Source organism: Chelatococcus sp. HY11, assembly GCF_018398335.1.
In the GTDB taxonomy this organism is placed as follows: Bacteria; Pseudomonadota; Alphaproteobacteria; order Rhizobiales; family Beijerinckiaceae; genus Chelatococcus.
The window spans coordinates 1,227,965-1,252,043 of sequence record NZ_JAHBRX010000002.1 but is presented as its reverse complement, the minus strand read 5'-3'; the positions used below and the strand labels follow the sequence as shown (position 1 = coordinate 1,252,043).

At 61.3% G+C, this 24,079-nt stretch carries 21 protein-coding genes; 15 read left to right on the top strand and 6 right to left on the bottom strand.

Features of this window, described 5'->3' with window-relative positions; genetic code table 11:
• Window positions 1–2: 2 nt before the first annotated feature.
• Window positions 3–953 carry an FAD binding domain-containing protein gene (locus KIO74_RS26575; protein ID WP_213338097.1) on the bottom strand — a complete coding sequence of 317 codons (951 nt, stop codon included), beginning with the start codon at window positions 951–953 and terminating at the stop codon, window positions 3–5.
• Window positions 950–1,597: an aldehyde dehydrogenase iron-sulfur subunit PaoA gene (paoA, locus tag KIO74_RS26570; protein WP_502762128.1), complete on the bottom strand. Its 648-nt coding sequence runs from the start codon at window positions 1,595–1,597 to the stop codon at window positions 950–952. The genes KIO74_RS26575 and paoA overlap by 4 nt, the downstream gene beginning before the upstream one ends.
• Before the next feature lie 686 nt (window positions 1,598–2,283).
• On the opposite strand from paoA, the gene KIO74_RS32555 reads away from it, so the two are divergent.
• The 4 genes from KIO74_RS32555 to KIO74_RS26550 all read left to right on the top strand — a co-directional run bounded on the left by KIO74_RS32555 (window position 2,284) and on the right by KIO74_RS26550 (window position 6,804).
• Window positions 2,284–3,390, top strand: a complete 1,107-nt coding sequence (locus KIO74_RS32555; RefSeq protein ID WP_213338096.1) for an ABC transporter ATP-binding protein — start codon at window positions 2,284–2,286, stop codon at window positions 3,388–3,390.
• On the top strand, window positions 3,387–5,078 hold the full coding sequence (locus tag KIO74_RS32550; RefSeq protein WP_213338095.1) for an ABC transporter permease: 1,692 nt from the start codon (window positions 3,387–3,389) through the stop codon (window positions 5,076–5,078). The genes KIO74_RS32555 and KIO74_RS32550 overlap by 4 nt, the downstream gene beginning before the upstream one ends.
• A 103-nt stretch (window positions 5,079–5,181) precedes the next feature.
• Window positions 5,182–6,228 carry an ABC transporter substrate-binding protein gene (locus KIO74_RS26555; RefSeq protein ID WP_213338094.1) on the top strand — a complete coding sequence of 349 codons (1,047 nt, stop codon included), beginning with the start codon at window positions 5,182–5,184 and terminating at the stop codon, window positions 6,226–6,228.
• Window positions 6,229–6,300: 72 nt separating this feature from the next.
• Window positions 6,301–6,804 (top strand): cupin domain-containing protein, encoded by a 504-nt coding sequence (locus KIO74_RS26550; protein ID WP_213338093.1) that lies wholly within the window; start codon window positions 6,301–6,303, stop codon window positions 6,802–6,804.
• A 353-nt stretch (window positions 6,805–7,157) separates the two neighbouring features.
• Here the strand turns inward: KIO74_RS26550 and KIO74_RS26545 are convergent, their stop codons facing one another.
• Window positions 7,158–7,889: a GntR family transcriptional regulator gene (locus KIO74_RS26545; RefSeq protein ID WP_213338091.1), complete on the bottom strand. Its 732-nt coding sequence runs from the start codon at window positions 7,887–7,889 to the stop codon at window positions 7,158–7,160.
• A gap of 385 nt (window positions 7,890–8,274) precedes the next feature.
• On the opposite strand from KIO74_RS26545, the gene KIO74_RS26540 reads away from it, so the two are divergent.
• The 11 genes from KIO74_RS26540 (at window position 8,275) to KIO74_RS26490 (ending at window position 19,237) form a co-directional block, all read left to right on the top strand.
• The gene (locus KIO74_RS26540) at window positions 8,275–9,051 is read left to right on the top strand and encodes an SDR family oxidoreductase (protein ID WP_213338089.1); all 777 of its coding nucleotides are present in this window, start codon (window positions 8,275–8,277) and stop codon (window positions 9,049–9,051) included.
• Window positions 9,052–9,055: 4 nt separating this feature from the next.
• Complete coding sequence (locus KIO74_RS26535; RefSeq protein WP_213338087.1) at window positions 9,056–10,186, top strand: pyridoxal phosphate-dependent aminotransferase; 1,131 nt, start codon at window positions 9,056–9,058, stop codon at window positions 10,184–10,186.
• Window positions 10,187–10,204: 18 nt separating this feature from the next.
• On the top strand, window positions 10,205–11,083 hold the full coding sequence (locus KIO74_RS26530) for an alpha/beta fold hydrolase (RefSeq protein WP_213338086.1): 879 nt from the start codon (window positions 10,205–10,207) through the stop codon (window positions 11,081–11,083).
• 4 nt (window positions 11,084–11,087) lie between these two features.
• Window positions 11,088–12,341 carry a hydantoinase/carbamoylase family amidase gene (locus KIO74_RS26525; protein ID WP_213338085.1) on the top strand — a complete coding sequence of 418 codons (1,254 nt, stop codon included), beginning with the start codon at window positions 11,088–11,090 and terminating at the stop codon, window positions 12,339–12,341.
• A complete protein-coding gene (locus KIO74_RS26520; protein ID WP_213338084.1) occupies window positions 12,338–13,267 on the top strand; it encodes a cupin domain-containing protein in 930 nt (309 codons plus the stop codon). Before KIO74_RS26525 ends, KIO74_RS26520 begins: the two co-directional genes overlap by 4 nt.
• Before the next feature lie 47 nt (window positions 13,268–13,314).
• The gene (locus KIO74_RS26515) at window positions 13,315–14,094 is read left to right on the top strand and encodes an ABC transporter ATP-binding protein (protein WP_502762136.1); all 780 of its coding nucleotides are present in this window, start codon (window positions 13,315–13,317) and stop codon (window positions 14,092–14,094) included.
• 21 nt (window positions 14,095–14,115) lie between these two features.
• Complete coding sequence (locus KIO74_RS26510; RefSeq protein WP_213338082.1) at window positions 14,116–15,132, top strand: ABC transporter substrate-binding protein; 1,017 nt, start codon at window positions 14,116–14,118, stop codon at window positions 15,130–15,132.
• Entirely contained in the window at window positions 15,129–15,917 is a 789-nt protein-coding gene (locus KIO74_RS26505) for an ABC transporter permease (RefSeq protein ID WP_213338081.1), read from the top strand. Before KIO74_RS26510 ends, KIO74_RS26505 begins: the two co-directional genes overlap by 4 nt.
• A complete protein-coding gene (locus KIO74_RS26500; RefSeq protein WP_213338080.1) occupies window positions 15,914–16,675 on the top strand; it encodes an ABC transporter permease in 762 nt (253 codons plus the stop codon). The genes KIO74_RS26505 and KIO74_RS26500 overlap by 4 nt, the downstream gene beginning before the upstream one ends.
• Window positions 16,676–16,739: 64 nt before the next feature.
• The gene (locus KIO74_RS26495) at window positions 16,740–17,642 is read left to right on the top strand and encodes a dihydrodipicolinate synthase family protein (protein WP_213338078.1); all 903 of its coding nucleotides are present in this window, start codon (window positions 16,740–16,742) and stop codon (window positions 17,640–17,642) included.
• Window positions 17,643–17,728: 86 nt separating this feature from the next.
• Window positions 17,729–19,237: an aldehyde dehydrogenase family protein gene (locus tag KIO74_RS26490; RefSeq protein ID WP_213338076.1), complete on the top strand. Its 1,509-nt coding sequence runs from the start codon at window positions 17,729–17,731 to the stop codon at window positions 19,235–19,237.
• A 119-nt stretch (window positions 19,238–19,356) separates the two neighbouring features.
• On the opposite strand, the gene KIO74_RS26485 is transcribed toward KIO74_RS26490, so the two are convergent.
• The 3 genes from KIO74_RS26485 to KIO74_RS26475 all read right to left on the bottom strand — a co-directional run bounded on the left by KIO74_RS26485 (window position 19,357) and on the right by KIO74_RS26475 (window position 23,959).
• Window positions 19,357–21,078 (bottom strand): FAD-dependent oxidoreductase, encoded by a 1,722-nt coding sequence (locus tag KIO74_RS26485; RefSeq protein ID WP_213338075.1) that lies wholly within the window; start codon window positions 21,076–21,078, stop codon window positions 19,357–19,359.
• A gap of 336 nt (window positions 21,079–21,414) precedes the next feature.
• The gene (locus KIO74_RS26480; RefSeq protein ID WP_213338074.1) at window positions 21,415–22,908 is read right to left on the bottom strand and encodes an aldehyde dehydrogenase; all 1,494 of its coding nucleotides are present in this window, start codon (window positions 22,906–22,908) and stop codon (window positions 21,415–21,417) included.
• Between the two features lie 4 nt (window positions 22,909–22,912).
• Entirely contained in the window at window positions 22,913–23,959 is a 1,047-nt protein-coding gene (locus KIO74_RS26475) for an aldo/keto reductase (RefSeq protein ID WP_213338073.1), read from the bottom strand.
• Between the last annotated feature and the right edge of the window lie 120 nt (window positions 23,960–24,079).

Genomic DNA, 24,079 nt, shown 5'->3' with positions numbered 1-24,079 from the left:
GCTCAGGCCCTCGCCTCGGTCAGCACTGCGTGGAGCGTACGCTCGACCAGCTGTAGCTTGAACGCATTGTCCCTGGCGGGGTTGGCACCGTCGAGCAGCGCACCTGCGGTCGCCCTCGCGCCGCGGGGCAACGCGACATCGGCTCTTTCGCGTCGCCAAGGCTTGGCGGCAACGCCACCGAGGGCAACGCGTCCCGTGCCATCCTGCTGTATAATGGCTGCGACGGAAACGAGCGCAAAGGCATAGGATGCGCGGTCGCGTACCTTGCGATAAAATTGCTTTCCGCCGATCGGTTTGGGCAATACGACTGATGTAATCACCTCGCCGTGCTTCAGCACAGTTTCGGTTTGCGGCGTCGTCCCGGGTAGCCGATAGAGGTCCGAGATCGGGATTGCACGCGTCGCTCCGTCAGGCTTGACGGTTTCCACGGTCGCGTCCAGCGCGCGCATCGCGACAGCCATGTCCGATGGATGTGTGGCAATACAGGCCTCGCTCGTACCAATAATCGCGAGTTGACGCGCGATGCCACCAATCGCGGAGCAGCCGCTGCCGGGCTCACGCTTATTGCAAACCTGACCCGTATCGTAAAAATACGGACAGCGGGTGCGCTGGAGCAGGTTACCGGCAGTCGTGGCGCGGTTCCTCAGTTGACCGGAAGCCCCCGCCAGCAGAGCCCGAGACAGGACACCATAATCGCGGCGAATGCGCCGGTCCGCGGCAAGAGCGGTGTTGCGGACCAAGGCGCCTATACGCAGCCCTCCATCAGAGGTCGCCTCGATCGTATCGAGCTTGAGCGGATTTAGGTCGATGAGATGTGTCGGCGCCTCAACTTCCAGTTTCATCAGGTCGATCAGGTTGGTCCCGCCGGCGATGAACTTTGCGGCCGGATTGACGGCGGCGGCGCTCGCAGCCGCTTTTGGGGTGTGGGCGCGCTCATAGGTGAAGGCCTTCATGCTTGCCTCCCCGCTACTTCTGTCACCGCCTCGATGATGTTGGAATAAGCGCCGCAACGGCAGATATTGCCGCTCATGCGCTCGCGGATTTCAACGTCGCTGACTTCGACCGGCGCAGTCAGGTCGCTGGTGACATGGCTCGGAATACCGGCCTCAATTTCGTCGAGCATCGCTATGCTGGAACAGATCTGGCCGGGCGTACAATAACCGCATTGGAAGCCGTCATGCTTAACGAAGGCCGCCTGCATGGGATGCAATTGATCGACGTCGCCGAGCCCTTCTATTGTTGTGATGTTGGCGTTTGGATGCATAACAGCCAGGGTCAGGCAAGAGTTTATCCTGTGCCCATCCACGATGACCGTGCAGACACCGCACTGACCGTGGTCGCAGCCCTTCTTTGTGCCCGTCAGGTGCAAATGCTCCCGCAAAGCGTCGAGCAGGGTGGTCCGGGTATCGAGGGTCAGCTCACGGGTCCTGCCGTTCACGCCAAACGAGATTTCCGTCATCACCGGCTGGCCAACTGGCGTAGACTGGGGATACGCAGATGTCGGAAGGACCGGCAAGGCGGAGCACGCGCCAGCTCCGACCACGAGGTCGCGCCTGTTCAATGGAAATCCTCCTGGAGTTGGCATTTCCGCCTCCAATCTCTATGAAGCCGCGCTCGCAATCCTGCTTGGAATGATCTGCGCATCAATGATGAGAACTGCTGAGGGCTCTGCTGGTTCATTCCAGTTCTAAAAACGAGCGCACACGAAACTGTCACCCGGCGGGTAAAGAGCCCTGTTCGGTTGGCGAGCGGCCATTCCGACGGAGCGATTGCTTGTGAGGGCGCACAATCTTGACCTTAACCAATACGAAATGGCCCGCTGCCGGTTCGTTAGACAAAGGAGGCCATCGTCGTACAGCGGGGCCAGCGCCGACATCGCCGACCAACTGGCAGCTCGTGTTTGTCGCCACCATGCAGTCTGGCTGTAGCAGGGGTTCCAGCCGGTCGAACCAAACCTCGGTCTGCTTGCACAGTACACAGAACGTCACACTCCCAAGGGCCTGACGCAGGCTAATATTTTAATCTTGAAGAAGTACTCATCCGTGCTACCGTGAGCGAAGAATAGGCCAAGATATGGCTTCATGGGGATCAGAGTCGTCCGGATTGCGCGCAGCAATCTGGCAAAGTGTTTCCGGGCATTGGGGCGGCCCGTTACGCGACGCAAATCATAAGGGATCAAAAAAGCAGAAAAAGGCCCGCATCGCACTGACATAACCACCAATAACGAGGGGTAATAATGGGTCGATGGAAGCGGATAGGACATATTAGCGCGAGATATTCGTTGTGAGTATCCGCATCCAGGGTCTCTTCAAGAAATTTGGCGACGTGAACGCTGTCAACGGCGTGAGCCTCGACGTCCAGCAGGGCCATATGCTGGTGTTGCTCGGTCCTTCGGGCTGCGGCAAGACAACGGTGATGCGCTGCATCGTCGGGCTGGAACAGCCAACCGCGGGCCGCATCGAGATTGCCGGCAAGCCCGTCTTTGACAGCGAACGCCGCGTCAACACGCCCGTCAACGAACGAAACGTCGGCATGGTCTTCCAGTCCTATGCGATCTGGCCGCATATGACTGTGTTCGAGAACGTCGCCTTCCCGCTGGAGATGAAGGGACTGCCGGCAGCCGAGGTGCGTGACCAGGTCGAGGACATGCTCGCTGTCGTCGGTCTCTCGGCGATGATGACGCGGGGCGCGAGTGCCTTGAGCGGGGGTCAGATGCAACGTGTGGCGCTGGCGCGCAGCATGGTGATGCGGCCGTCGGTGCTGCTTTTCGACGAGCCCTTGTCCAACCTCGATGCCCGGCTGCGCGACCATCTGCGGGTCGAGCTGCGCGAGTTGCAGACGCGCTTCTCCATCACCTCCGTCTTCGTCACCCACGACCAGCAGGAAGCGCTGGCGCTGGCCGACGAGGTGGCCGTCATGCAGGCCGGCAACCTGTTGCAGCGCAACGACCCGATCTCGATCTACCGCCGTCCGTCCTCCAGCACGGTCGCCGAGTTCATCGGCTACCAGAATGTCTTCCCGGTCGAGGTTCAGGGCGAGCGCGACGGCGGCACCGGTTTCCGCATCGAGGGGATCGACCGCGCCTTCGTGGCCGCCACGCCTCCGGGCAGCGGCAGCGGCGGCACTTTTGCCTGCATCCGGCCCGGCGACATCGTCGCTGAACTCGCTGGCGATGCATCGACCGCTCTCGCGTCGAACCAGGTGCGTGGCGAGGTGACGCTCGCCAGCTTCATGGGCTCGCACGTGCATCTGCGCGTTCGGCTCGATGAGGATGACAAGGTCTTCGAAGTGTTCGACAAGTCGGTCGATCCCGCCATGCGTGTCGGCGCGCGCGTCAGCCTCACCATTGCCGCCGGCGCCATCTTGCTTCTGCCGCGGAGCGCCGCGTGAGCAGTGCTTCCATCGCCGTCCAGCGCACCACCTTCATGGCCGTCCTGCTCGGCATACTGGCAGTTCTTGCCATCGTACCGATCGGGTTGGTGATCTACACGGCGCTGCAGGATGCGGTGCCCTTCACCGGCAACGAGACCCGCTTCACGCTGAAGAATTTCGCGCTGCTCAGCGACCAGCGCCTTCAGGTCGCGGCCTTCAATTCGCTCGTCGTGGCCGTCGGCGGTACTATCTTCGCCACGGTGATCGGCTGCTCGCTGGCCTGGCTGGCGGCACGCACCGACGTGCCCGGTAAATCATTCATCCATATCGCCGGCGTCCTGCCGCTGTTCATCTCGATACTGGTTGCAGCGGTCACCTGGTCGCTGCTGGCGGCGGGAAATTCCGGCTACCTGAACATCATCTTCGCCGATCTCGGCCTGCCGTTTCGCCTCGAAATGCGCTCGCTGGCGGGCTTCATCTTCGTCGAGGGACTCTACCACGTCCCCTACCCCTTCCTGTTCACCTACGCCGCCCTGACCATGATCACATCGGACATGGAGGATGCCGCCGCCGTGCACGGCGCCAACCCGATCCGGGCGACACGCCGCATCGTTCTGCCGCTGGTGATGCCAGCCATCCTTGGTTCGGCCATTCTCAACCTTGTGCTGATGATCGAGACGGTCGGCGTCCCGCTTATCCTGGGCGGGCCAGTTGGTATCGAGACGATCTCGCTGCGCATCTACTACCAAATGGTGCGTCCGCCGGCCGATCCTAACGGCGCAAGCGCTCTGGCGCTGGTGCTGGCCGGCATCGTCTGCGCGCTGATCTATGCGCAACGCTGGGTGCTGAAGGGCCGCGACTACCGCACGGTAACCGGCAAGGGCCTCAACCAGCGCGCCGTGGCGCTTGGGTGCTGGCGGGTACCGGCCCTCGCGCTGGTCATCGTCTATTTCGTGATCGCCATCGTCATACCGGTGTTGGCTCTCCTGCTCGGCTCATTCCGCGCCAATCTCTTCATTCCGAACTCACTGGCCTTCTTCGACCTGTCGCAGATGAGCTTCCGCCGGCTGATCCAGGTGGTTTCGAACCGCCAAGTGCAGTCCGGCCTGGTCAACAGCCTGATCGTCTCGTCGGTCACCGCGATCGTCGGCACGGCGCTGTTCTTCACCCTGGCTTATGTGGTGAACCGCACGAGACTGCCGGGGCGGAAGTTCCTCGAATACATCGCCATGCTGCCGCTCGCCATCCCGGCCATGCTACTCGCCATGGGCACTCTGTGGACCTGGGTCGGTTCGCCGATCCCCATCTACGGCACGCTCATCATCCTCATCATCGCGTTCATTCCACGTTTCATGCCTCAGGGTTACCGGGCGATCGCGTCCTCGATCACACAGGTCCATGACGACCTCGAGGACGCGGCATTGGTTTGCGGCGCGAACCGGCTGACGATCGTCCGACGGATTGTCCTTCCGCTCGTCAGGGGCGGCGTTTTCGCTACCATTTTCCTGCTGTTCGTGCTCGGGCTTCGCGAAATCGGCGCCGCGCTTTTTCTCTACACAACCTACACGCGCGTGCTCTCGATCGTGCTTCTCGAAGCTTATGAGAGCGGCATGTGGGACTTCGTCGCATCGCTGTCACTGCTCTACTCAGTGTTGCTTGGCGTCGTGACCCTGATCGGAAGGAAGTGGATGAAACCAGCCGTGTAGCGCGGACCTGGACCGCCGCGCGGTCGCGCCGCTTCGTCTAATATAAAAGAACTCATCAGAGCAGGCACATTTATCAGAAAAATAAATCACAGAGGTGGAAGTCATGCTGAGGACCCTTGGAATTGTGGCGGCGCTGGCGTTCGGACTGGGCACGGTTGCGCAGGCACAGGAAGGGCTTGTGATCAACGGTGAGAAGATCACGTCAAGCGAATTGCTCGCAGCCGCCAAAAAGGAAGGAAAGATAGTCCATTTCGGCGCCTATCCGCAGGATGCGATGGAGGTGGTGCACAAGGCCTTCACGGCAGACACGGGCATCGAGACGGAATACGTGCGCATGTCTACCGCGCCCCTGTTCCAGCGCATCCTCACGGAAGCCCAGGCCGGCAGCCTGGCGGCGGACATCGTCCACATCTCCGACATCGTCATGATTGACGAGCTGGTGAGCAAGGGCGTGCTGGCCGCACCCTACAAGGTCACGAGCTTCGATGCGCTTCCGGCCAAGCTGAAAGACACGGAGGGCCGCTGGTATTCGTTCATCAACGCGATCTACACGCCGGCGATCAACACCGCGCGCATCAAGGAAGCCGACACCCCGAAAAGCTGGGCGGATCTGCTCAGCCCCAAATATGCCGGCCAGATGGGTGTCGTGAACATCGACGGTGGCGCTGCCTTCGCAGCCTACACATTCCTGCGCGAGAAGGTTAGTCCGACATACTGGGCGGACCTCGCTGCGCGAAAGCCCCGCATCTACCAGTCAGTTGCTCCGCTGACGACGGACCTCGCGCGTGGCGACCTTGGCGTTGCCGTCGGTTCGCCGGAACCCTTCCTGCTTCAGGTGCAAGCCGGCGCACCCCTGAAGCTGCTCTTCATGCCCGAAGGCACACCGTCCTTTCCGGTTCCCGGCGGCATCACCGCCACGGCCAAGCATCCCAACGCCGCGAAGGTGTTTCTCGATTGGGTGACGAGCAAACGCGGCGGCGACGCCGTGGCGGCCGCCCTCGCCTACGGCATCAACCCGCAGTCGGCCAACCCGACCGTACCCGGCATCACCTATCCGAAGCCCAGCGAACTCTGGAGCCCGGACCTGGACAAGTGGCGCGCCGAGAACGTCTCGGCCCGAGACGAATGGCGCAAGCTGTTCGGCAAGTAATGCCCTGGCCGGGTCGGACATCCACGCCCTGCCCGGCCGCATCCTTTTCAAGCAAGCAGAAAGGTCAGTTTTATGGTTGAGCGTCCACATGTTCTCCGCATCAATGTCGATGACGTGCCGGAGATCAGCGCGACATCGCCGGGCCGGGATGGCCAGGTTCACGGAGTGTCCGTCCGCATGGTTTATGGCACCGAGACCGGGGTCATGATCGGCGCGCGTGAGGAGGGCTACCACTCCAAACCCCATCACCATGATTGCGAACAGTTCAACTTCATCCTCGAAGGCGAACTCTGGTTCTTCATCGGCAAGGAAGGCTTCCGTTGCAAGAAGGGCGACTTCGTCCGCGTTCCGCGCAGTGAGGTGCACTGGGTGTGGGTGCGCGCGAAGGGCGGCTGCACGATGCTGGAGACACACACGCCGAGCCTGACCGGCGACGCTCAGATCAAAGGCAAGGCGACAAGCATGATCGGCGAGGCCGAGAATGCACAGATGGTCCCCGGCGCGGAGAACATCTACATCGATTATCCTGAAGCAGAGGAAATCGAGCGCAAGGCATTCGCAGCCGACCCAGACTGAGCATAACAACAACGGGAAAGGTGCTGTCAGTTGGCGCTGGCAGCCCTTTTTTGTTGACTGAACTTATCACGGTGATCAGACCGGGATTGTCCGGTTAACGGGTGGGTCGAGGTGGTACTTTCCAAAGCCGATGGGATGGTCGCGCTGAGGCTAATCAGGACGGGCCGGTTCTGCGCGATTGCTTCGGCTATTTGAGGACTCAGGCCATGGACCGGATATCACCGCGCGCAAAGCAAGCCGCCAAACGATCGCAGCGACGACCTTTGAACATCATAGAATGAACTCCACGATGGGAGGCCCTCTCACGCCGTCCGCCACTCACCGGATGCTCGCAACAAAACCGTCGGCACAGCTCACGATCGCGGCGACAGTGTTGAAATGAAATCCGCAAGCTGATCGCCGAGCAGCTCGACGTGCTTTCTCGCACATTCATACGCCGCTTCTGGTTCCTGCGCGTCGATCGCATTCATGATCTGCTGGTGTTCGCTCAGCGTGCTGTACATGCGCCCCGGCTGGTAAGTGGCCTGCATTCGATAAGCGCCTATTCGGCGGCGCAACTGCACGGCCTGATCAGCGATGTAGTGGGTATGCGCGGCCTGATACAGGAGATCGTGAAATTCCTGATTGATCCGATAGAACGCTGCCGGGTCTCCTTCCGCATAAGCCACGGCCAGCCTGTCGTGAACCGCGCGCATCGCTGCACGCTCGGCAGGGAGGGCTCTACGGGCCGCCAGCTTGGCACATAGTCCCTCGAGCGCAGCCATTACCTCGAACATCTCGATAAGGACGGGAATCGAAAGCTCCGCGACATGTGTTCCCTGACGGCCTCGCGCCTCGACCAAGCCAAGAGCAAACAGGGACTTAATCGCTTCCCGTACGGGTGTTCTGGAAAGACCGAATTGCCGCGAGAGTTCCATCTCGTCGAGACGCTCCCCGGGCCGAAGGGTTCCATCCAGGATCATCTGCTCCAGCCGGTCGCGCAATTCGACGGCGCGCGTAGGCTGGCGTTCCCGGACCCTTAAATCCGGCGTGATGACGCCCTTTTCTGCCTGCTTGTCGCGACGAGGCTTTGTCTTAGCATTCATGCATCGCTCCGTGGCTGTACGACATGCGCGAATCTGTATCCAAAAATTCCAGTTTCTGCATGCCTTATCGTTGCGTTGCCGCCGCAGTTCCCCGGGAATTCATTTGTCTTGAACGGCCTCTGGCAAGCCTTGCCCGCCCAAGAACTCTCGGGCGCGGAGAGCCGAATTTTATGGCAGTTGAAGTCATGTATCTCCATTTGCACCGTATGCAAACACCGCGCGCCTGCATAATAGGCGAAACGACCGAAAAATCACCATAGGCTCGCAAGAATGGCAAGAATTGGGGATTTCAAGGCCGACATAGGCCGAATTTCCTCAGAAATCCGTTTGACCGCAAAAAAACATCATGTATTCATAAATCGCATATTTGCATAATGGATGCGTGATGGAACTCAATCTGACGGGACGAACAGCACTCATAACGGGTGCTTCACAGGGCATAGGGCATGCCTTGGCGAAGGTGCTGGCGGCAGAGGGCTGCGATTTGCATCTGGCGGCGCGAAACCGGGCGGCCATGGAAGGCCTCAAGGCGGAACTCGCCGTCTATCCCGTCAAGGTGACTGTCCACGAGGCGGACCTGAGCACGCCGGAGGCAATGGTTGCGCTGGACGAGGCGTGCGGGGATTTCGATATCCTCATGAACAATGCAGGCGATATTCCAGCGGGCTCGATCGAGGACGTGACGGACGACTCCATTCGTCGCGGCTTCGATCTAAAGGTCTTCGGGTACATCACGCTGTCGCGCGCGTTCTGGAAGCGACGCAAGGGGAAGGGTGGCGTCATCATCAATGTGATCGGCAATTCCGGCGAGAACTGGGATGCCGCGTATTTTGCCGGGTCAACCGGCAATGCTGCGCTCATGAGCTTCACCAAGGCGCTCGGCGGACGCAGCATGGATGAGGGTATCCGCGTCATCGGTGTCAATCCGGGGCCGGTCGACACACCGCGCATGTTCAAGATCATGAAGCGTAAGGCGATCGACATGCTGGGTGACGAGTCCCGCTGGGAGGAGCTTTACGACAAGTACCCCGGAAAGCGCCCGGCAACGGCCCAGGAAATTGCGGATCTCTGCGCCTTCCTGGCCTCCCCCAAGGCTGGCTACATCAGTGGTACGGTCGTCACAATTGACGGCGGCATCGCCGCGCGCGGCTCGGTGATCTGATCCCATGACCAACGCGCGTACGCGAAACCGCTATTTCGATGAACTGTTTTCCACGCCCGATCTGGCGTGGATGGGGCAGAACACAAATCACGTGCCGGCACATCCGGCTGTGGTCGAGGCGATGATCCGCTCCGTCGAGGCTGGAGAATTCAACGCCTATGCACCGCCGATGGGTTTCGAGGCGCTGCGCAGCGCCATCGTCACCGATCTCGGCACGCCGTCCGGCGAGGCGCTTGTAACCGAGGGTGGGGTCAACGCGCTGGCGATGATCTGCAAGGCGCGCGCGAAGCCCGGTACCACGCTGGTGACGACCGATCCGACATGGAAATGGCCATGTCTCTTCGCCGAGCAGGCCGGCGCCGAGGTGGTGCAGATTCCGATCTATACCCCTGAGACGGACTTCAAGCTTACCCCGGAGGCGCTTCGTGCTTCCGTCGATGAGCGCTGCGCGATCATCTACCTCGTCGATCCCAACAATCCCCTCGGGGTTCGCTACGAACGGTCCGAAATCGAGGCCTTCGCCGAGATCGCGCGTTCGGTCGGCGCTCTGCTGATCCATGACTGCACATATCGTGATTTCGCCGATGGTCACACGCCGGTGCTGCGGGTGGCACCGGAGGGCACCGTCGTCTCGCTCAGTTTCTCCAAATGGCTCGGACTGGCGGGCATGCGCATCGGCGCGCTCGTGGCCGAACCGAGGCTGGTCGACGAGTTCTCTGCGGCCTCCACCTCCGTGCTTGGCGCTTCCGTGGTCGCCCAGCGCGCCGCAATGGCGGGGCTGTCTGTCAAATCCGCATGGATGCGGGAGGTGCGCGGCGTTGATCGCGCCAACAAGGCCATGATCATCGAGGCAGCAGAGCGGGCCGGTCTTTGCGTGCCTATCCCGGTATCTCACGGCAATTTCCTTGTGCTGGAGACTGTCACGACCGGCGTCGCTCCAGAGGCTATCGTCGAGGCGGCACGGCGGGAGGGTGTGATGATCCGGCAAGGGCGCTACCACACCGCGGCCTTCGGCGACCGCTTCATAAAGGTCTCGACATCCGTGCCCGGCGACTGGGCCGAGCGCTTCTGCGAAGGCCTGCCGCGCTATATCGAGACGGCGCGCACGCTCAACGACGTTCCGGCCCTTTTCTAGGCTGCGAGAGAGGCTTTCATGTACGCGGTCGCAGGTGACGGAACCAGGCTTTATTACGAGACGGCCGGAGAGGATGGCACCCCGATTCTCTTCGTACACGAGTTCGGCGGCAATTATGATGCGTGGGAGCCGCAGATGAGCTTCTTCGCGCGGCGCCATCGCTGCATCACCTATGCAGCGCGCGGCTACGCCCCGTCGGAGATTCCGGCCGATGTGGAGAGATACTCGCAGGCGCTCGCCGCTTCGGATGCGCTTTGCGTGCTCGACGCGCTCGGTATCGAGAGGGCCCACGTCGTCGGGCTGTCCATGGGCGGATTTGCGACCTTGCATTTCGGCCTGAACTATCCTGGGCGCGCACTGTCGCTGACCGTCGCGGGTGCCGGATATGGCACCGAGCGGGAGACCGCCGACTATTTCCGCAATACTTCGCTGAAGGTGGCCGACAATTTCGAAAGGGATCCGGCTGGCTTCTCAAAAGTTTACGCGCTCGGTGCGAGCCGCGTGCAGTTCCAGAACAAGGACCCGCGCGGCTGGGCCGCGTTTGCCGAAAGGCTGTCGCACCATTCGGCCGTCGGTGCCGCCAACACGATGCGTGGTGTTCAGTGCCGGCGTCCGTCCTTCTGGGACCTTGAGGACGAGTTGAAGCGGATGATGGTGCCCACTCTGGTGATGACCGGAGACGAGGATGACCATTGTCTTCAACCATCGATCTACCTGAAGAAGACGCTTCCCGCTGTCGGTCTCGCCATCCTGCCGAAGACCGGGCACACGCTGAACCTCGAGGAGCCAGCGCTCTTCAATTCACTGGTCGCCGATTTCATCGCTCAGGTGGAGCAAGGCGCCTGGAAGGTGCGCGATCCGCGCGCTGATCCTGCTCAAGTCATGCGGACGGAGTGACAGCATGGCTCAGGCGGCGATATCCGCGGACCGGCTTTGGCAACGGCTGATGGCACTCGGCGAAGACGGCGCGCTGCCCGGCGGAGGTGTCGATCGCCAAGCGCTTTCGGCGACGGAGATACTGGCCAGGCGACGGCTCATCGATTGGGGTGCGGAGGCGGGCCTCAAACCCTCGACCGATCCGGCTGGAAATCTGTTCCTTACGCTGGAAGGCTCGAGCACATTGGCCCCCGTCGTTACCGGCAGTCATATCGACAGTCAGCCTACCGGCGGTCTCTTCGACGGCACCTTCGGCACACTCGCGGCGCTGGAAGCCGTGACGACAATCGCCGAGGCAGGGATGAAGCCCGAACGGTCGATCGTGGTCGTCGCCTGGATGAATGAAGAGGGAAGCCGCTTCGCGCCAGGTATGATGGGATCGGAGCTGTTCGCGGGCGTGCGCACGCTGGAAGAGGTCATGGCCACGCGCGACGCCGAAGGTATTCGGGTCGGCGATGCGCTCACGAAAATCAACGCCGCTTTTCCCGAGATCGAATCCCGCCCCCTCGGCTTTCCCGTCCACGTCTATGTCGAGCCGCATATCGAGCAGGCCGACAGTCTGGAGCAGGCAGGAGCGGTGATTGGCGTCGTCACCGGAATTCAGGGCAAGAAAACCTATGAGATCACTCTCTGTGGTCGCGAGGCACATGCCGGCACCGAGCCCATGAAGCAGCGGCAGGATGCCGTCAAAGCTTTCGCGATGATCGCTTCGCGTATGCATGAGGCGATGAGCGGCGATCCTTTGGTGAAATTCACGATCGGACGCGTCCTCGTTGAGCCGAACGCGCCTTCGGTCGTGCCTTCAAGGTTGACTTTCCGTATCGATCTGCGCCATCCCGAGAATTCGGTGCTGGAGCAATGCGGTCGGGAGTTGCAGGCAATCGCGGAGGCGTTGGCTGCACCCTGCTCGGTGTCCATCCACTGCATGGTGGATGCGCCTTCCAACACTTTCGACCCCGATTTGCAGCAAGCCATCACGAAGGCCGCTGCCCGGCACGGCTACAAGAGCCGGCCCGTGCTTTCAGCCGCAGGCCATGACGCACGCCAGCTCGCGTCGTTGTCCCGCAGCGCAATGATCTTCATCCCGTGCCGTGGCGGCGTGAGCCATCATCCGGATGAGTGGGCCGAACCTGCGCATGTTGCCGCCGGCGCCACCGTGCTCCTGGACTTGCTCTTACAGGAAGCCGGTCTCCCCTTCGAGCAAGGAAACGTACAATGAGCATCACGAACGACATGGCCGAAATGCCGGTGCAGTTGCCACGCGATCCTGCGAATGCGGCAGAGGCGCGAAGCCGATACTTCAATTCGGGAAACGCCTTCAACATCAAGCTGCCGCCGGTCCCCGGGCACATCTTCACGGATGAGCCTGCACAAGCATTGGCGCTCAAGACCACCGGCTTCATCAACTGCGATCAATCCGACAAACTGGAATGTGCCTTCCCCGCAACGACACCTCTGATGCTCGCTCGCTACGCCACGGTGAAGGCCGGCGAAGCGCTTGATGTCACGCTGAACAACACGGCCTCAATCTGGTACGTCATCACCGGCCGGGCCGATCTACGCGTGGGCGACGAGAAGGTTGTCGTCCGCAAGGGTGATGTCTTCGTGCTGCCGGGCGGTCTTGTGTCGACAATCAGTGCTAGCGAAGCCAGCGTGTTCTGGGCGGTGGGCAACGACCCTCAACTGGCCTTCGATGCCTCGGAGCCGATGACCGACAGCAAGGCTGCCGTGAGCTTCGTGCACTATCCGGCGGATGAGATCGCGCATCAGCTTGACGTCGTTTACGGCTCCAACGCCAACGCCAACACATCCGGTCACGCATTGATCTTCTCGGCGGAAAAGACGGAAGCCGCCCGCAATATCACGCCGACGATGACGTTGTCGCTCAACACGCTGAAGCCGAGGAGCGAACAGCCACCGCACAAGCACAATTCGGCAGCCATCACCTTGGTCGTCAATGGTGATCCGGCGTATTCGATGGTCGCCGACCGTCAGTGCGACTGGTCGCCTTGGGCCACCCTCGTCACACCGCCCGCCGCCAAGCACAGCCACCACAATAACGGCGACACCCGCGCGGAGTTTTTGATCGTTCAGGACGGAGGGCTCTACTATCACGCTCGCACGATGGGCTTCGAGTACTACTGATGGCTGCTGGTACCATACAGACGCCGGCAGCCGAACCGTTCGTCGAGATGCGCGACATCGCCAAGACATTCGGCACAGTGAAGGCCCTCGCGGGTTTGAATCTCTCCATCCGCCCCGGCGAACTGGTCACGGTCGTCGGCCCTTCGGGCTGTGGCAAGAGCACCCTGTTCAACATTCTTGCCGGACTTGAGGAGCCCGATCCGGGTCATACGCTGCACTTCCGAGGCAAGCCGTCCACGGCATCCGCGCTGCTTGGGCAGGTCGCCTTCATGCCGCAGCGTGATCTTCTCTTTCCCTGGCGCAATGTCATCGACAACGCGATTCTTCCACTTGAGGTTCAGGGCAGATCACGCGACGAAGCCCGAAAACTCGCCTTGCAGATGCTGCCGGAGTTCGGGCTGGCGGGCTTCGAAAAGCAATTTCCGCACGAGCTTTCGGGCGGCATGCGCCAGCGGGTCGCACTGATGCGCACCTTCATGTTCGAGCGCGAGCTGATGCTGCTCGATGAACCATTTGGAGCGCTAGACGCGCTGACACGGGCGATGATGCAGCGATGGCTTCTCGACGTATGGGCGAAGCACAAGCGCACTGTTTTGTTCATCACCCATGACGTGGACGAGGCGATATTCCTCGGCGACCGCATCCTCGTCATGACCTCGCGTCCCGGGCACATCAAGCTCGAAGAAAAAGTCGATCTGCCGCGTCCAAGACACCCGGATGTGCTCACATCTACTGCGTTCATCGAGCTCAAGAAGAAGTTGCTCGCCTCGATCGAGGAGGAGAGCATGAAGGCGTTTGCTGCCGGCAGCGCCATCAAGACGCATTAAGCAAAAGAAAGGGGAACAACAGTGAATAGACGTGAACTTTTGAAAACAGGCGCCGCGATTGCGGCGGTCCCGGCTCTGCCAAAGGCCGCCTTTGGCAGCAGCGGCGCGCTGACGCCAGCCTCCCTCAGGTTGAAATGGCTTCCGCAGGCTCAATTCGCCGGCTACTACGTGGCAGCCGCGATGGGATACTATAAGGACAATGGGATTGACCTGAAGATCAATCCCGGTGGCCCCAACCTTCTGACCGAAAACCTTATCGCCACGGGTGGCGATACCTTCGGCATCGGTGGTGGTGTTCACACACTGCTGGCGAGCGTCGACAAGGCTCTCCCTCTGGTCTGCGTCGGTGTTGCCATGCAACATACGCCGTTTGTCTTCGTCTATCGCAAGAACGGGAAGATTGCGTCGATCAAGGATCTTCCGGGCAAGAAGGTGACCACCTGGTTCACCGGTGCCAACATCGTCCTGAACGCGATCCTCGAGCGCGAGGGTATCGATCCCGCATCGGTCAACATCCAACCGCAGCAGGTCAGTGTCACCCCCTTCGTTGACGGCCAGATCGATGTCGTCACGGCCACACGCTACAATGAGTACTACAATCTCATACAGCGTGTCGGCGAAGAGCATCTCGCAAGATTTGTACCCGAGGACTTCGGCATTTCGGTCCAGAGTGACCTTGTCATCGTCAATCAAAATACTGCCCGCGACAAGCCGGAGCTCATCACAGCGTTCCTGCGCGCGTCGGCGAAGGGCTGGGCCAAGGCCTTCCAGGATCCCAAGGCAACCGTAGACATCCTCCTGGGAGTGGCGCCGACGCTCGATCGCGGTCATCAGGAATTCATGTTGGCCGAGGTCGAAAAGCTGGTCATCACGGATGAAGTCCGCAAGAAGGGCATCTTCACGATGGACATGGAAGCCATCCGTGCGACCCACGACGTTCTGTTGAAGAACAAGGCGATGTCGGCCGCGGTCGATCTGGACAAGGCCTTCAACGGGTCCATGCTGGCCAGTATCCCGCGGTCAGAGCTTCTTCCGTGACAATAGCCAGACACATCGATGGCCGCTCCCTTCCGGGGGCGGTCCTGCGGTCCATCGGCTCCATTCTGCTGGGATTGACGGCATTCTTCCTTGTCTGGGAATTCGTCGTTTATGCTGCGGGTATACGGCCTTTCTATCTGCCGCGGCCAACAGCGATTGCGCAGGCAATTCTCGCCGCGCCGCAGGCATATATCGATGCTTTTCTAAAAACCTTCACCGAGACGGTCATAGGCTTCGTCAGCGGTTCCGCGTTCGGTATCGGCGTCGGCCTCCTGTTCTTTCGCTTCAGGCTGCTGAGGGATCTGGTGTTTCCCATCTTCATCATTTCCCAGACAATCCCCGTCATAGCCTTCGGCGCACTCGTCGTTTTGTGGCTGGGGAACTCGCTGGCGGCGAAAGCGGCGATTGCCTTCTATCTGAGCTTCTTTCCGGTTGCGATCCACACTCTGATCGGCTTGCGTTCCGCCGATGCCAAACAGGTTCAGCTCATGCGCAGTTTCGGCGCGAGCTGGCGCCAGATACTTTTCAAGCTGCAATTCCCCTCCGCTCTTCCGAAGATCTTCGTAGCGTTGAAGCTTGCGGCCTCGCTCGGATTACTTGGCGCTATCGTCGGTGAATGGTTCGGCGACACCACGGGCCTCGGCGTCATCCTGATCCAGGCGATGTTCAGCGAGAATGTCACCGCGCTCTATGCCGCCATCCTGGTGTCGGCGCTGCTTGGGACAACGCTCTATTGGATCGTCTCGTTCTTCGATCGGCGCATCGTTTTCTGGAGAGCGGAATGAGCGACATCGAGGAAAGTGGCGATGCACGCATCTGGCGCCGCGGCCTGCTGGGAATAGCCTTGCTGATGCTGTTCTGGGAACTGTCCACGCGGATGTTCTCGTTGCCTCACTACGTTCTCCCACCAGTGAGCGCGATCGTCGTCGGCATGAAGGCATACGCACGGCTTCTGTTCGATTCTGCCCTCATCACGGTGGGAGAAGCGATGGGAGGCCTGGTTCTTGGCACAATATTCGGTGTTATTCTCGCGATGATCGTCACGGTCATTCCCCGAATACGAAACATCGTCCTGTCTTTCGGGAATGCGGTCAACTCGGTGCCTGTGATCTGCCTTTCGCCTCTTCTGCTCCTCTGGTTCGGCATGGGGATGCAATCCAAGATCGCGATGGTCACCATCACTGTCACCCTGATGATCTTCCTGAGTGCATTGGGAGGGCTGGATCGGGTCGACAATCGCGCGGTCGATCTACTGCGCTCCTTTGGTTCGGGGCGCGCCTCGATCATGTGGCGGCTTCGCCTGCCAACCGCGGCGCCGCTCATTCTGGCCGGCGTCCGGGTGGCGATCGTTCGCAGCATGGCAATAGCGATCGCCGCGGAGATGTTGGGAGCCGAGGGAGGGCTCGGCTGGGTAATCTTTCAGGCCGTGCTGAAGGTGGATTTCATCCAGGTTTGGGGGGCGATCTTCACGGCGTCCCTGGCGAGCCTGGCCATGTTCGGCCTGGTCAGTTCGCTGGAACGACGGCTGGTATTCTGGAACTGACTTCGATGCGTAACAGGCACACGCCTCAACCTCAGGCATTCCCGCATATGGAAGGTTCACGATCATGACTTCGATCAGAGGCGTCTGGGCGGCAAGCGCGACGCCCTTCGGCGCGGATGGGGCGATCAACGCTGACCGGCTCGCCGACCATTGCAAGTGGTTGCTCGCTCAGGGATGCGATGGGCTCAGCCTGTTCGGCACCAGCGGCGAAGGAACGTCTCTCGGGTTCGTGGAGCGTCGCGGGGCACTGGAAGCCGTGATCGAAGCCGGAATTCCGCCCGGTCTCGTCATGCCGGCAACAGGTGGGTGCGATCTGGCGACAACCGTCGCGCTGACCTCTCATGCCGCCGGACTGGGATGCGCGGCGGCTCTCGTGTTACCGCCATTTTACTACAAGCCGGCAGATGAAAGCGGTCTCTTCGACTATTTTTCCGCGGTCATTGACGGCTGTGCCCGGACTGGCGCTCAAATTGGGCTTGTTCTGTACAATTTTCCGTTCATGACAGGCGTCAGTATTTCGGCAACCCTGGTGCGACGACTGGCCGACGCCTTTCCGGGTTCTGTGGTTGGCGTCAAAGACAGCAGTCTCGATTGGCGTACAACCCTCCGATACATAAAGACCCTACCGGAACTTTCCATTTTTGCGGGCGAGGACAGACACCTGCGCGCGGCAATACGTATTGGGGGGGCTGGAAGCATTTCGGGAACGTCGAATTTTGCACCCGGCCTGCTTGTCCGCAATTATCGCAGCGAAGATGACGCAACCGCGCGCTCCGAGCTGGAGCGTTTCATCGACGTGTTCGTCGGTCACCAGGACGCTCCGTTCCTGCAGTCGTGCAAGGCGGTCACCGCAGTCGTTCGTAGGGAGCCCGAGTGGCTGGCTGTGCGACCTCCCCTGCGCGCCGCCGACATCAGCACCGGCACGATGCTGCTCGAGGAGTTCCATAAGGCGGGCCTGACCCTCTGACCGCAACCGAATGCCGTGCGCTCGCGCACGGGCAAGCCGCGAAGGCGTGCTGCGAGTGCAGCCGAAGACTCATACCGGAGTAGATTATGACCGTTCAATTGAGGGATATTCCGCACGCAGACGCGCTCGCCCCCAGCGTGGTGTCTTTTCTCGGTGGCAAACACCAATTGCTTATCGACGGAAAATGGGTCGACGCCCTGTCTGGTGAGACATTCGACGTTTTCGATCCGGCAAGCGGCAAAAAGATTGCCGAAGTTGCGGCGGCGGGCAGTGCCGATGTCGATCTAGCGGTTGCCGCTGGGCGTCGCGCGTTCGAAACAGGTCCGTGGTCGCGCATGACGCCTTCTGACCGCGGCAAACTGGTGTGGCGTCTTGCCGACTTGATGGAGCAGCAGGCCGAGCATCTCGCCCAGTTGGAGACACTGGATAACGGCAAGCCGCTTCGGGAGTCGCGCAGCATCGACCTGCCGGGCTCCTACGAACTCCTACGCTACATGGCCGGGTGGGCGACCAAGATCAACGGCGAACAAATTCCGGTATCGGCGGACGGCGATTGGCACGTCTACACGGCCCGCGAACCCGTCGGCGTGGTCGGCCAGATCATCCCGTGGAATTTTCCGCTGCAGATGGCCGCCTGGAAGATTGGCCCAGCCCTGGCTGCCGGATGCACGATCGTGCTCAAGCCCGCCGAACAGACGCCGCTCTCTGCGCTTGCTCTCGGCAGGCTGATTGAACAGGCCGGATTCCCGGCCGGCGTCATCAACATCCTTCCGGGCCTTGGCCACACCGCCGGTGCCGCCATCGCCGCTCATCCCGGCATCGACAAGGTGGCATTTACTGGCTCCACCGAAGTCGGACGCCTGATCGTCAATGCCGCTGCCGGGAACCTCAAGCGCCTTTCACTGGAACTTGGCGGCAAGTCTCCGATGATCGTCATGGACGACATGGATATCGAGACAGCGGTGAAGGGTGTCCGGCGGGCCATCTTCTTCAATACGGGACAGTGCTGCGCGGCAGGGTCGCGGCTCTTCGTTCATGACAAGATCTACGACCGCCTGATGGCGGCGCTGGCTAGTGAAGTCGCAAGCATAAATGTTGGCCCCGGGCTGGATCCCGCCAGCGACCTCGGCCCTGTCGTGTCTGCCGAACAGCAGAGGCGCGTCTCCGGCTATGTCGATCTCGGACGCAGCGAAGGAGCGGAAGTGATCGCGGGTGGTGTTTCGCCCGGCGGAGACGGCTTCTTCGTCCAGCCGACCGTACTTGGCGCAGTCCGGCAGGAGATGCGTGTCGTCAAGGAGGAGATATTTGGTCCCGTCGTCTGCGCGACGCCGTTCTCCGATCCGGAACAAGTCGTCGCGATGGCCAACGCAACCGAGTACGGCCTGGCCGCAAGCATCTGGACACGCGATCTTGGCACCGCGCACAGACTAGCCCGGAGGGTCCGCGCGGGTACGGTGTTCGTCAACGTTCACAACTGGGGCGACCCGGCCGTTCCATTCGGCGGCTACAAGCAATCCGGCTGGGGGCGCGAAATGGGCAAGGAAGCACTCGACCTCTACACCGAGGTGAAGGCAGTCGCAGTCAACCTTACATGAAGGTCTGGAAGTCGATCCGCGGAGACCACTCACGGGGTGACAATCGTTTTTTCCGATGCCGGAGCGTGGACCGCGATGACTGACAGCAAACGCCGCGTCGGGGCTGCCATGGCGCCGCCTCAGTTCCCGGCGGCGTGTGTCACGGCCCTGTATGCAAAGGTTACCGCGGGACCGAGCGTTACACCGCCGCCGGGGTAATACCCGCGCATGATGGACGCGAGCTCGTTGCCGCAGGCGTAGAGCCCGGAGATCGGCTCGCCTGTCGCTAAGCATACCTGCGCGTCGGCCGTGGTTTTCAGCCCCTTCACCGTGCCCAGCGCGGCGGGATATATACGCAGCGCGTAGAACGGCCCTCGTCGGATGGGCGCCAGATTGCCGTTAGGCTTGACATCGGGATCGGCAAACTCCTGATTGTATACATTCGACCCCTTGCCGAAGTCGAGGTCGATGCCGGTGCGGGCGAATTCGTTGTGCCGCGCGACGGTCGCCTCCAGACCGGCAGGATCGACCCCTATCGTCGAGGCGAGCTCCGCCAGCGTGCCGCCTACCTGGACGTAGCCCGCCTTGACGAACGGCCGCAGCCTTGGCGTCAGCGGAAATGGCTTGATAAGGCCAAGCCCGTGTCTACGGATGAAGTTGGTGTCGCAGACGAAATAATAATTGTTGTTTTCGACGTAACCGTCCGCGTACATCGCCATGACGACGTCGTGATAGGAGTTCGACTCGTTGACGAATCGCATGCCTTTCGGGTTGACGGCGATAACGCCGGGTCGACCACGGTCGAGATAGCCGTAGATGATGGTTTCCTCCGTACCATCCGGCGCCGTGAGCACGGATGCGGGAGTCCACAGGCCGGGGCTTGCCAGTTCCTCGTCCACATGCCCGCCGATCCTGCGCGCCGCGGAGATGCCGTCGCCGGTGTTGCCCTTCCACGCCATGGCGTGACTGAACGGATAGTTGCCCGCGAACTCGGCACGCAACGCGGCATTGTGGGGAAAGCCACCGGTGGCAAGGATCACGCCCTTGCAGGCGCGAATGCGGACCGCCCGGCCGTCGCGTTCGGCGATCGCGCCCACGACGCGCCCGTCCTCGCGAATGAGTTCGACCAACGGCGCCTCGGTCCATACGGGCACCCGACGCTCCTGCAGGCTGTAGAACAGGCGGCAGACGAAAGCGTTGCCGTTCTGAACTTCCGTGCCGCGGGCGTATCGCCGCCGATCCGATGCGTAGCGGCCGAGCTTCTTCAGGACCTTGATCGTGGTCGACGGGGACTTGAATGGCTTTATCATGTCGGTGATGTCGGCGGTGCCAACCATCATGCCGCCTAGAACCATGGTACGGTTGATCGGCGGACGAATGCGCTCGAAGTCCTTGCCCAGCCGGCGGCCATCGAAACCTTTGGTGACAAGGGAGCGGCCACGATGCAGGGCGCCGATCTGGTCGGGGTGATAGTCCGGCCAGGCCAGGAGGTCGAAGGAGACCTCGGTGTCGCGCTCCAGTTCGGCGAGCGCCTTCGGCCCGCTCTCCAGAAAGGCGTCGATGAGGTCGGACCGGTATCTGTTGCCTGTTTCATGGCGAATGTAGGTCCGCGCCTTCTCAACCGAATCGTCGATGCCGGCTGCCTTGGCCTGAGCCGTATTGGGAATCCAGACGACGCCGCCGGACGTGGCGGTGGTGCCGCCGATCACTGGGGACTTCTCGCAGACGATGACCTTCAGGCCGCGTTTGGCCGCGAAAAGGGCGGCGCTCAGGCCGCCCGCGCCGCTACCGAAGACCAGAAGATCAATCTCCTCGTCCCAAGTCTTTGCGGCCGTCTGTTTCACCCCAGATGTTGTTTTCATACGATTCTTACCCGCGAAAGCTTGCCATCTACAACGCCCTAGAATCATGTCGGCCGATGCTGCAGACCCTCGGTCGTATCTTGGCCGCGAACTGGCAGTTGTACTTGCGCAATGCGACCACACGCACTTGTACAGTCGGACCGAATGATGCGAGGATCAATCGCGCGGCGTGAACGTTGAGTCTGGGTTCCCAAGTCGCTCCATCGAAACGCGTCGCGGCGCCGGCCGACTTCGTTTGACGTTCGATCATCTGCCCAACATCCTCGGGCTGTTGCGATGACAAGGTCATGCGGCGGAGCCGGCGTGGATGCACCGTCATGCACCGACAGACACGGCTCAGCGCGGCGGCCAGGCTACCGGAGCCCGACCGAGGTTAAGGTACGTGCTCTTCTCGGCCTGATACGCCCGCACTCCCTGCAAGCCGCATTCGCGCCCGATGCCGCTCGACTTGAACCCGCCGAAAGGCATGTTCACCGCCGTCATCTTGTATGTATTTATCCAGACTGTCCCGGCCTTGATCGCCCGTGAGGCACGGAGTGCTCGGCGATAATCAGACGTCCAGATTCCACAAGCGAGACCAAAAACCGTATCGTTGGCCTGCGCTATCAGATCCTCGTCGTCCTTGAACCGCAGGAGGCATGCGACGGGGCCGAATATCTCTTCCTGCGCGATCGACATACTGTTGCTGTCTAGTTCGAGCAGGGTAGGCGCAATGAAGGCGCCCTTGTCGTGCGCAGCTGTTGCTGGCCGCCCGCCGCCCGCGAGGACGCGCGCACCCTCCTCCCGGCTTTGCGTGATCATACGTTCAATGCGGTCGCGATGGGCGAAACTGGAGACCGGCGCCACCGCCGTCGCCGGATCGTAGGGATCACCCACGACGAGTGCCTTCGCCGCCTCGGCCAGCCGCTTCACAAACGCGTCGTAGATGGCTTCGTGCACGAATATGCGCGATCCGGCGATGCAGGACTGTCCGGCATTGGAATAAATTCCATAGACGGCGCCGGCCACGGCATCGTCGAGATTGGCGTCGTCGAAGACGATATTGGGCGATTTGCCGCCGAGTTCCAGCAATGCCGGCACAAGGCGAGACCCGGCGGTCTTCGCGATCTCGCGGCCGCTAACGGTGCCACCCGTGAACGTTACCATGTCGACGCCCGGGTTTTCGACGAGCGCCCGCCCGACGGTCCCGCCAAATCCCGCCACGACATTGAGCACACCGGCGGGGAAGCCGGCCGCCAGCGCCATGCGCCCATATTGCAGCCCGACCTGCGGCGTCACTTCCGACGACTTGAGCACGATCGCATTGCCGGCCGCCAGTGCGGGGGCAAGCTTCTGGGCCTCGAGCGAAATCGGCGAGTTCCACGGGGTGATCGCTGCAACCACACCCACCGGCTCATAGGACGTATAGGCGAAATAATCCCCGCGGCTCGGCACCACCTCGGATTCGGCGGTCTCGCAGACGGCCGCGCAGTAACGGAACATTTCGGCGGCCCAACCCACCTGCGCCCGGCTCTCGGCGATGGTCTTGCCGTTGTCGCTTGTCTGCATCCTGGCAAGCGCTTCGCCATTGGCTTCGATCTGGTCGGCCATCTTGGACAGCAGGCGCGCGCGGCGATGGGCATTCAGATCACGCCATTCCGGATTATCGAGGGCAGCGCGAGCGGCTGCCACAGCGCCCGCGACATCCTCGACCGAGGCTTCGGCGACAATGGCGGCCGTGCGGCCATCGGCCGGATTGATCGATTCAAACTCGCCTTTCCCGAAACTCCAGGAATCTCCGACAAGAAACGGCAACACGCGGTCCCGGTCGGCGGTAAATGGCTTGTTCATCGTGTCAGCTCGCGAATTTGGACGCAGTTGCGGGGCGTGACGCCAACCGGTCGACGACGTGGAAAGCGTCGTCCTTGAGCGGCTGCGTCCGATAGGGTTCCTCGATGAAGCGCACGTCGTCTTCTGAAAGCACGAGTCCTACGGCAGCGACCGCATCATCGAGATGCGACAACTCGAGGGCGCCGCAAAGGACCGAGGCGACCGACTTTTTGCCGTGAAGCCAGGCAAGCGCCACCCGCGCAGACGAGACGCCGTGGCGCGCGGCGACTTCACGCACGCGTTCGGCAATGCCAAGATCGGTGTCCGAGCCGTAGATCGCGAACGCTTTCGCGTCCCGCCCTGCCCGAACCGCTTCACGGCTGGTGAGTGCGACGTTTCCGAAGCGATTCCCGGACAACAGGCCGCGCGCGAGGGGGCTGTAGACGATTACGCCTATCCCCTGGTCCACGCAGAATGGGATCATCTCCCGTTCCTCTTCGCGGTAGGCCAGATTGTATTGAAGCTGCATCGAGCTGAACTTGATCAACGATGCCCGCGCGGAGGCGATCAACCCTGCGGAGAATTGCCATAGGTTGAAATTCGAGGCGCCCACATAGAGCGCCTTGCCGGCGCGGACCACGTCGGTAAGCGCCTCCATGGTTTCTTCTATCGGCGTGGCGGGATCTGCTCGATGCAATTGGAAGATATCGACATAGTCCGTGCCAAGGCGCTTCAGCGAGGAATCGATGCTCGCCATGATATGCTTGCGCGACAGACCGCCGTGATTTGGCCGGTCCGACATCGGCAACCCCACTTTGGTCGCGATGACCACCTGATGTCGCTGGGTGAGCCGGGCTATCGCGCTTCCAAGCGCCTGCTCGCTCAGGCCACCTGAATAGGCATCCGCGGAGTCGAAAAAATTGATTCCCAGGTCCAGCGCATGGCGGACGAACTCTTCAGCATCACTGGCAGGAAGAACCCACGGCTGCCATTCGCTCGAACCGTAGGACATCATCCCCAGGCAGACCTTCGATACTTCAAGGCCCGTGGCGCCCAGCCTCCGATATTCCATCGAATTTTCCCAGAACATGAATGATCAGCGTCAAGAATGTTAGAGCGCCCGGCGGACGGGCGCTGCCCCGCAGTCATGCGACAGGCGGAACGACGGCGCCCGCACTCCTGCCCCATCGGT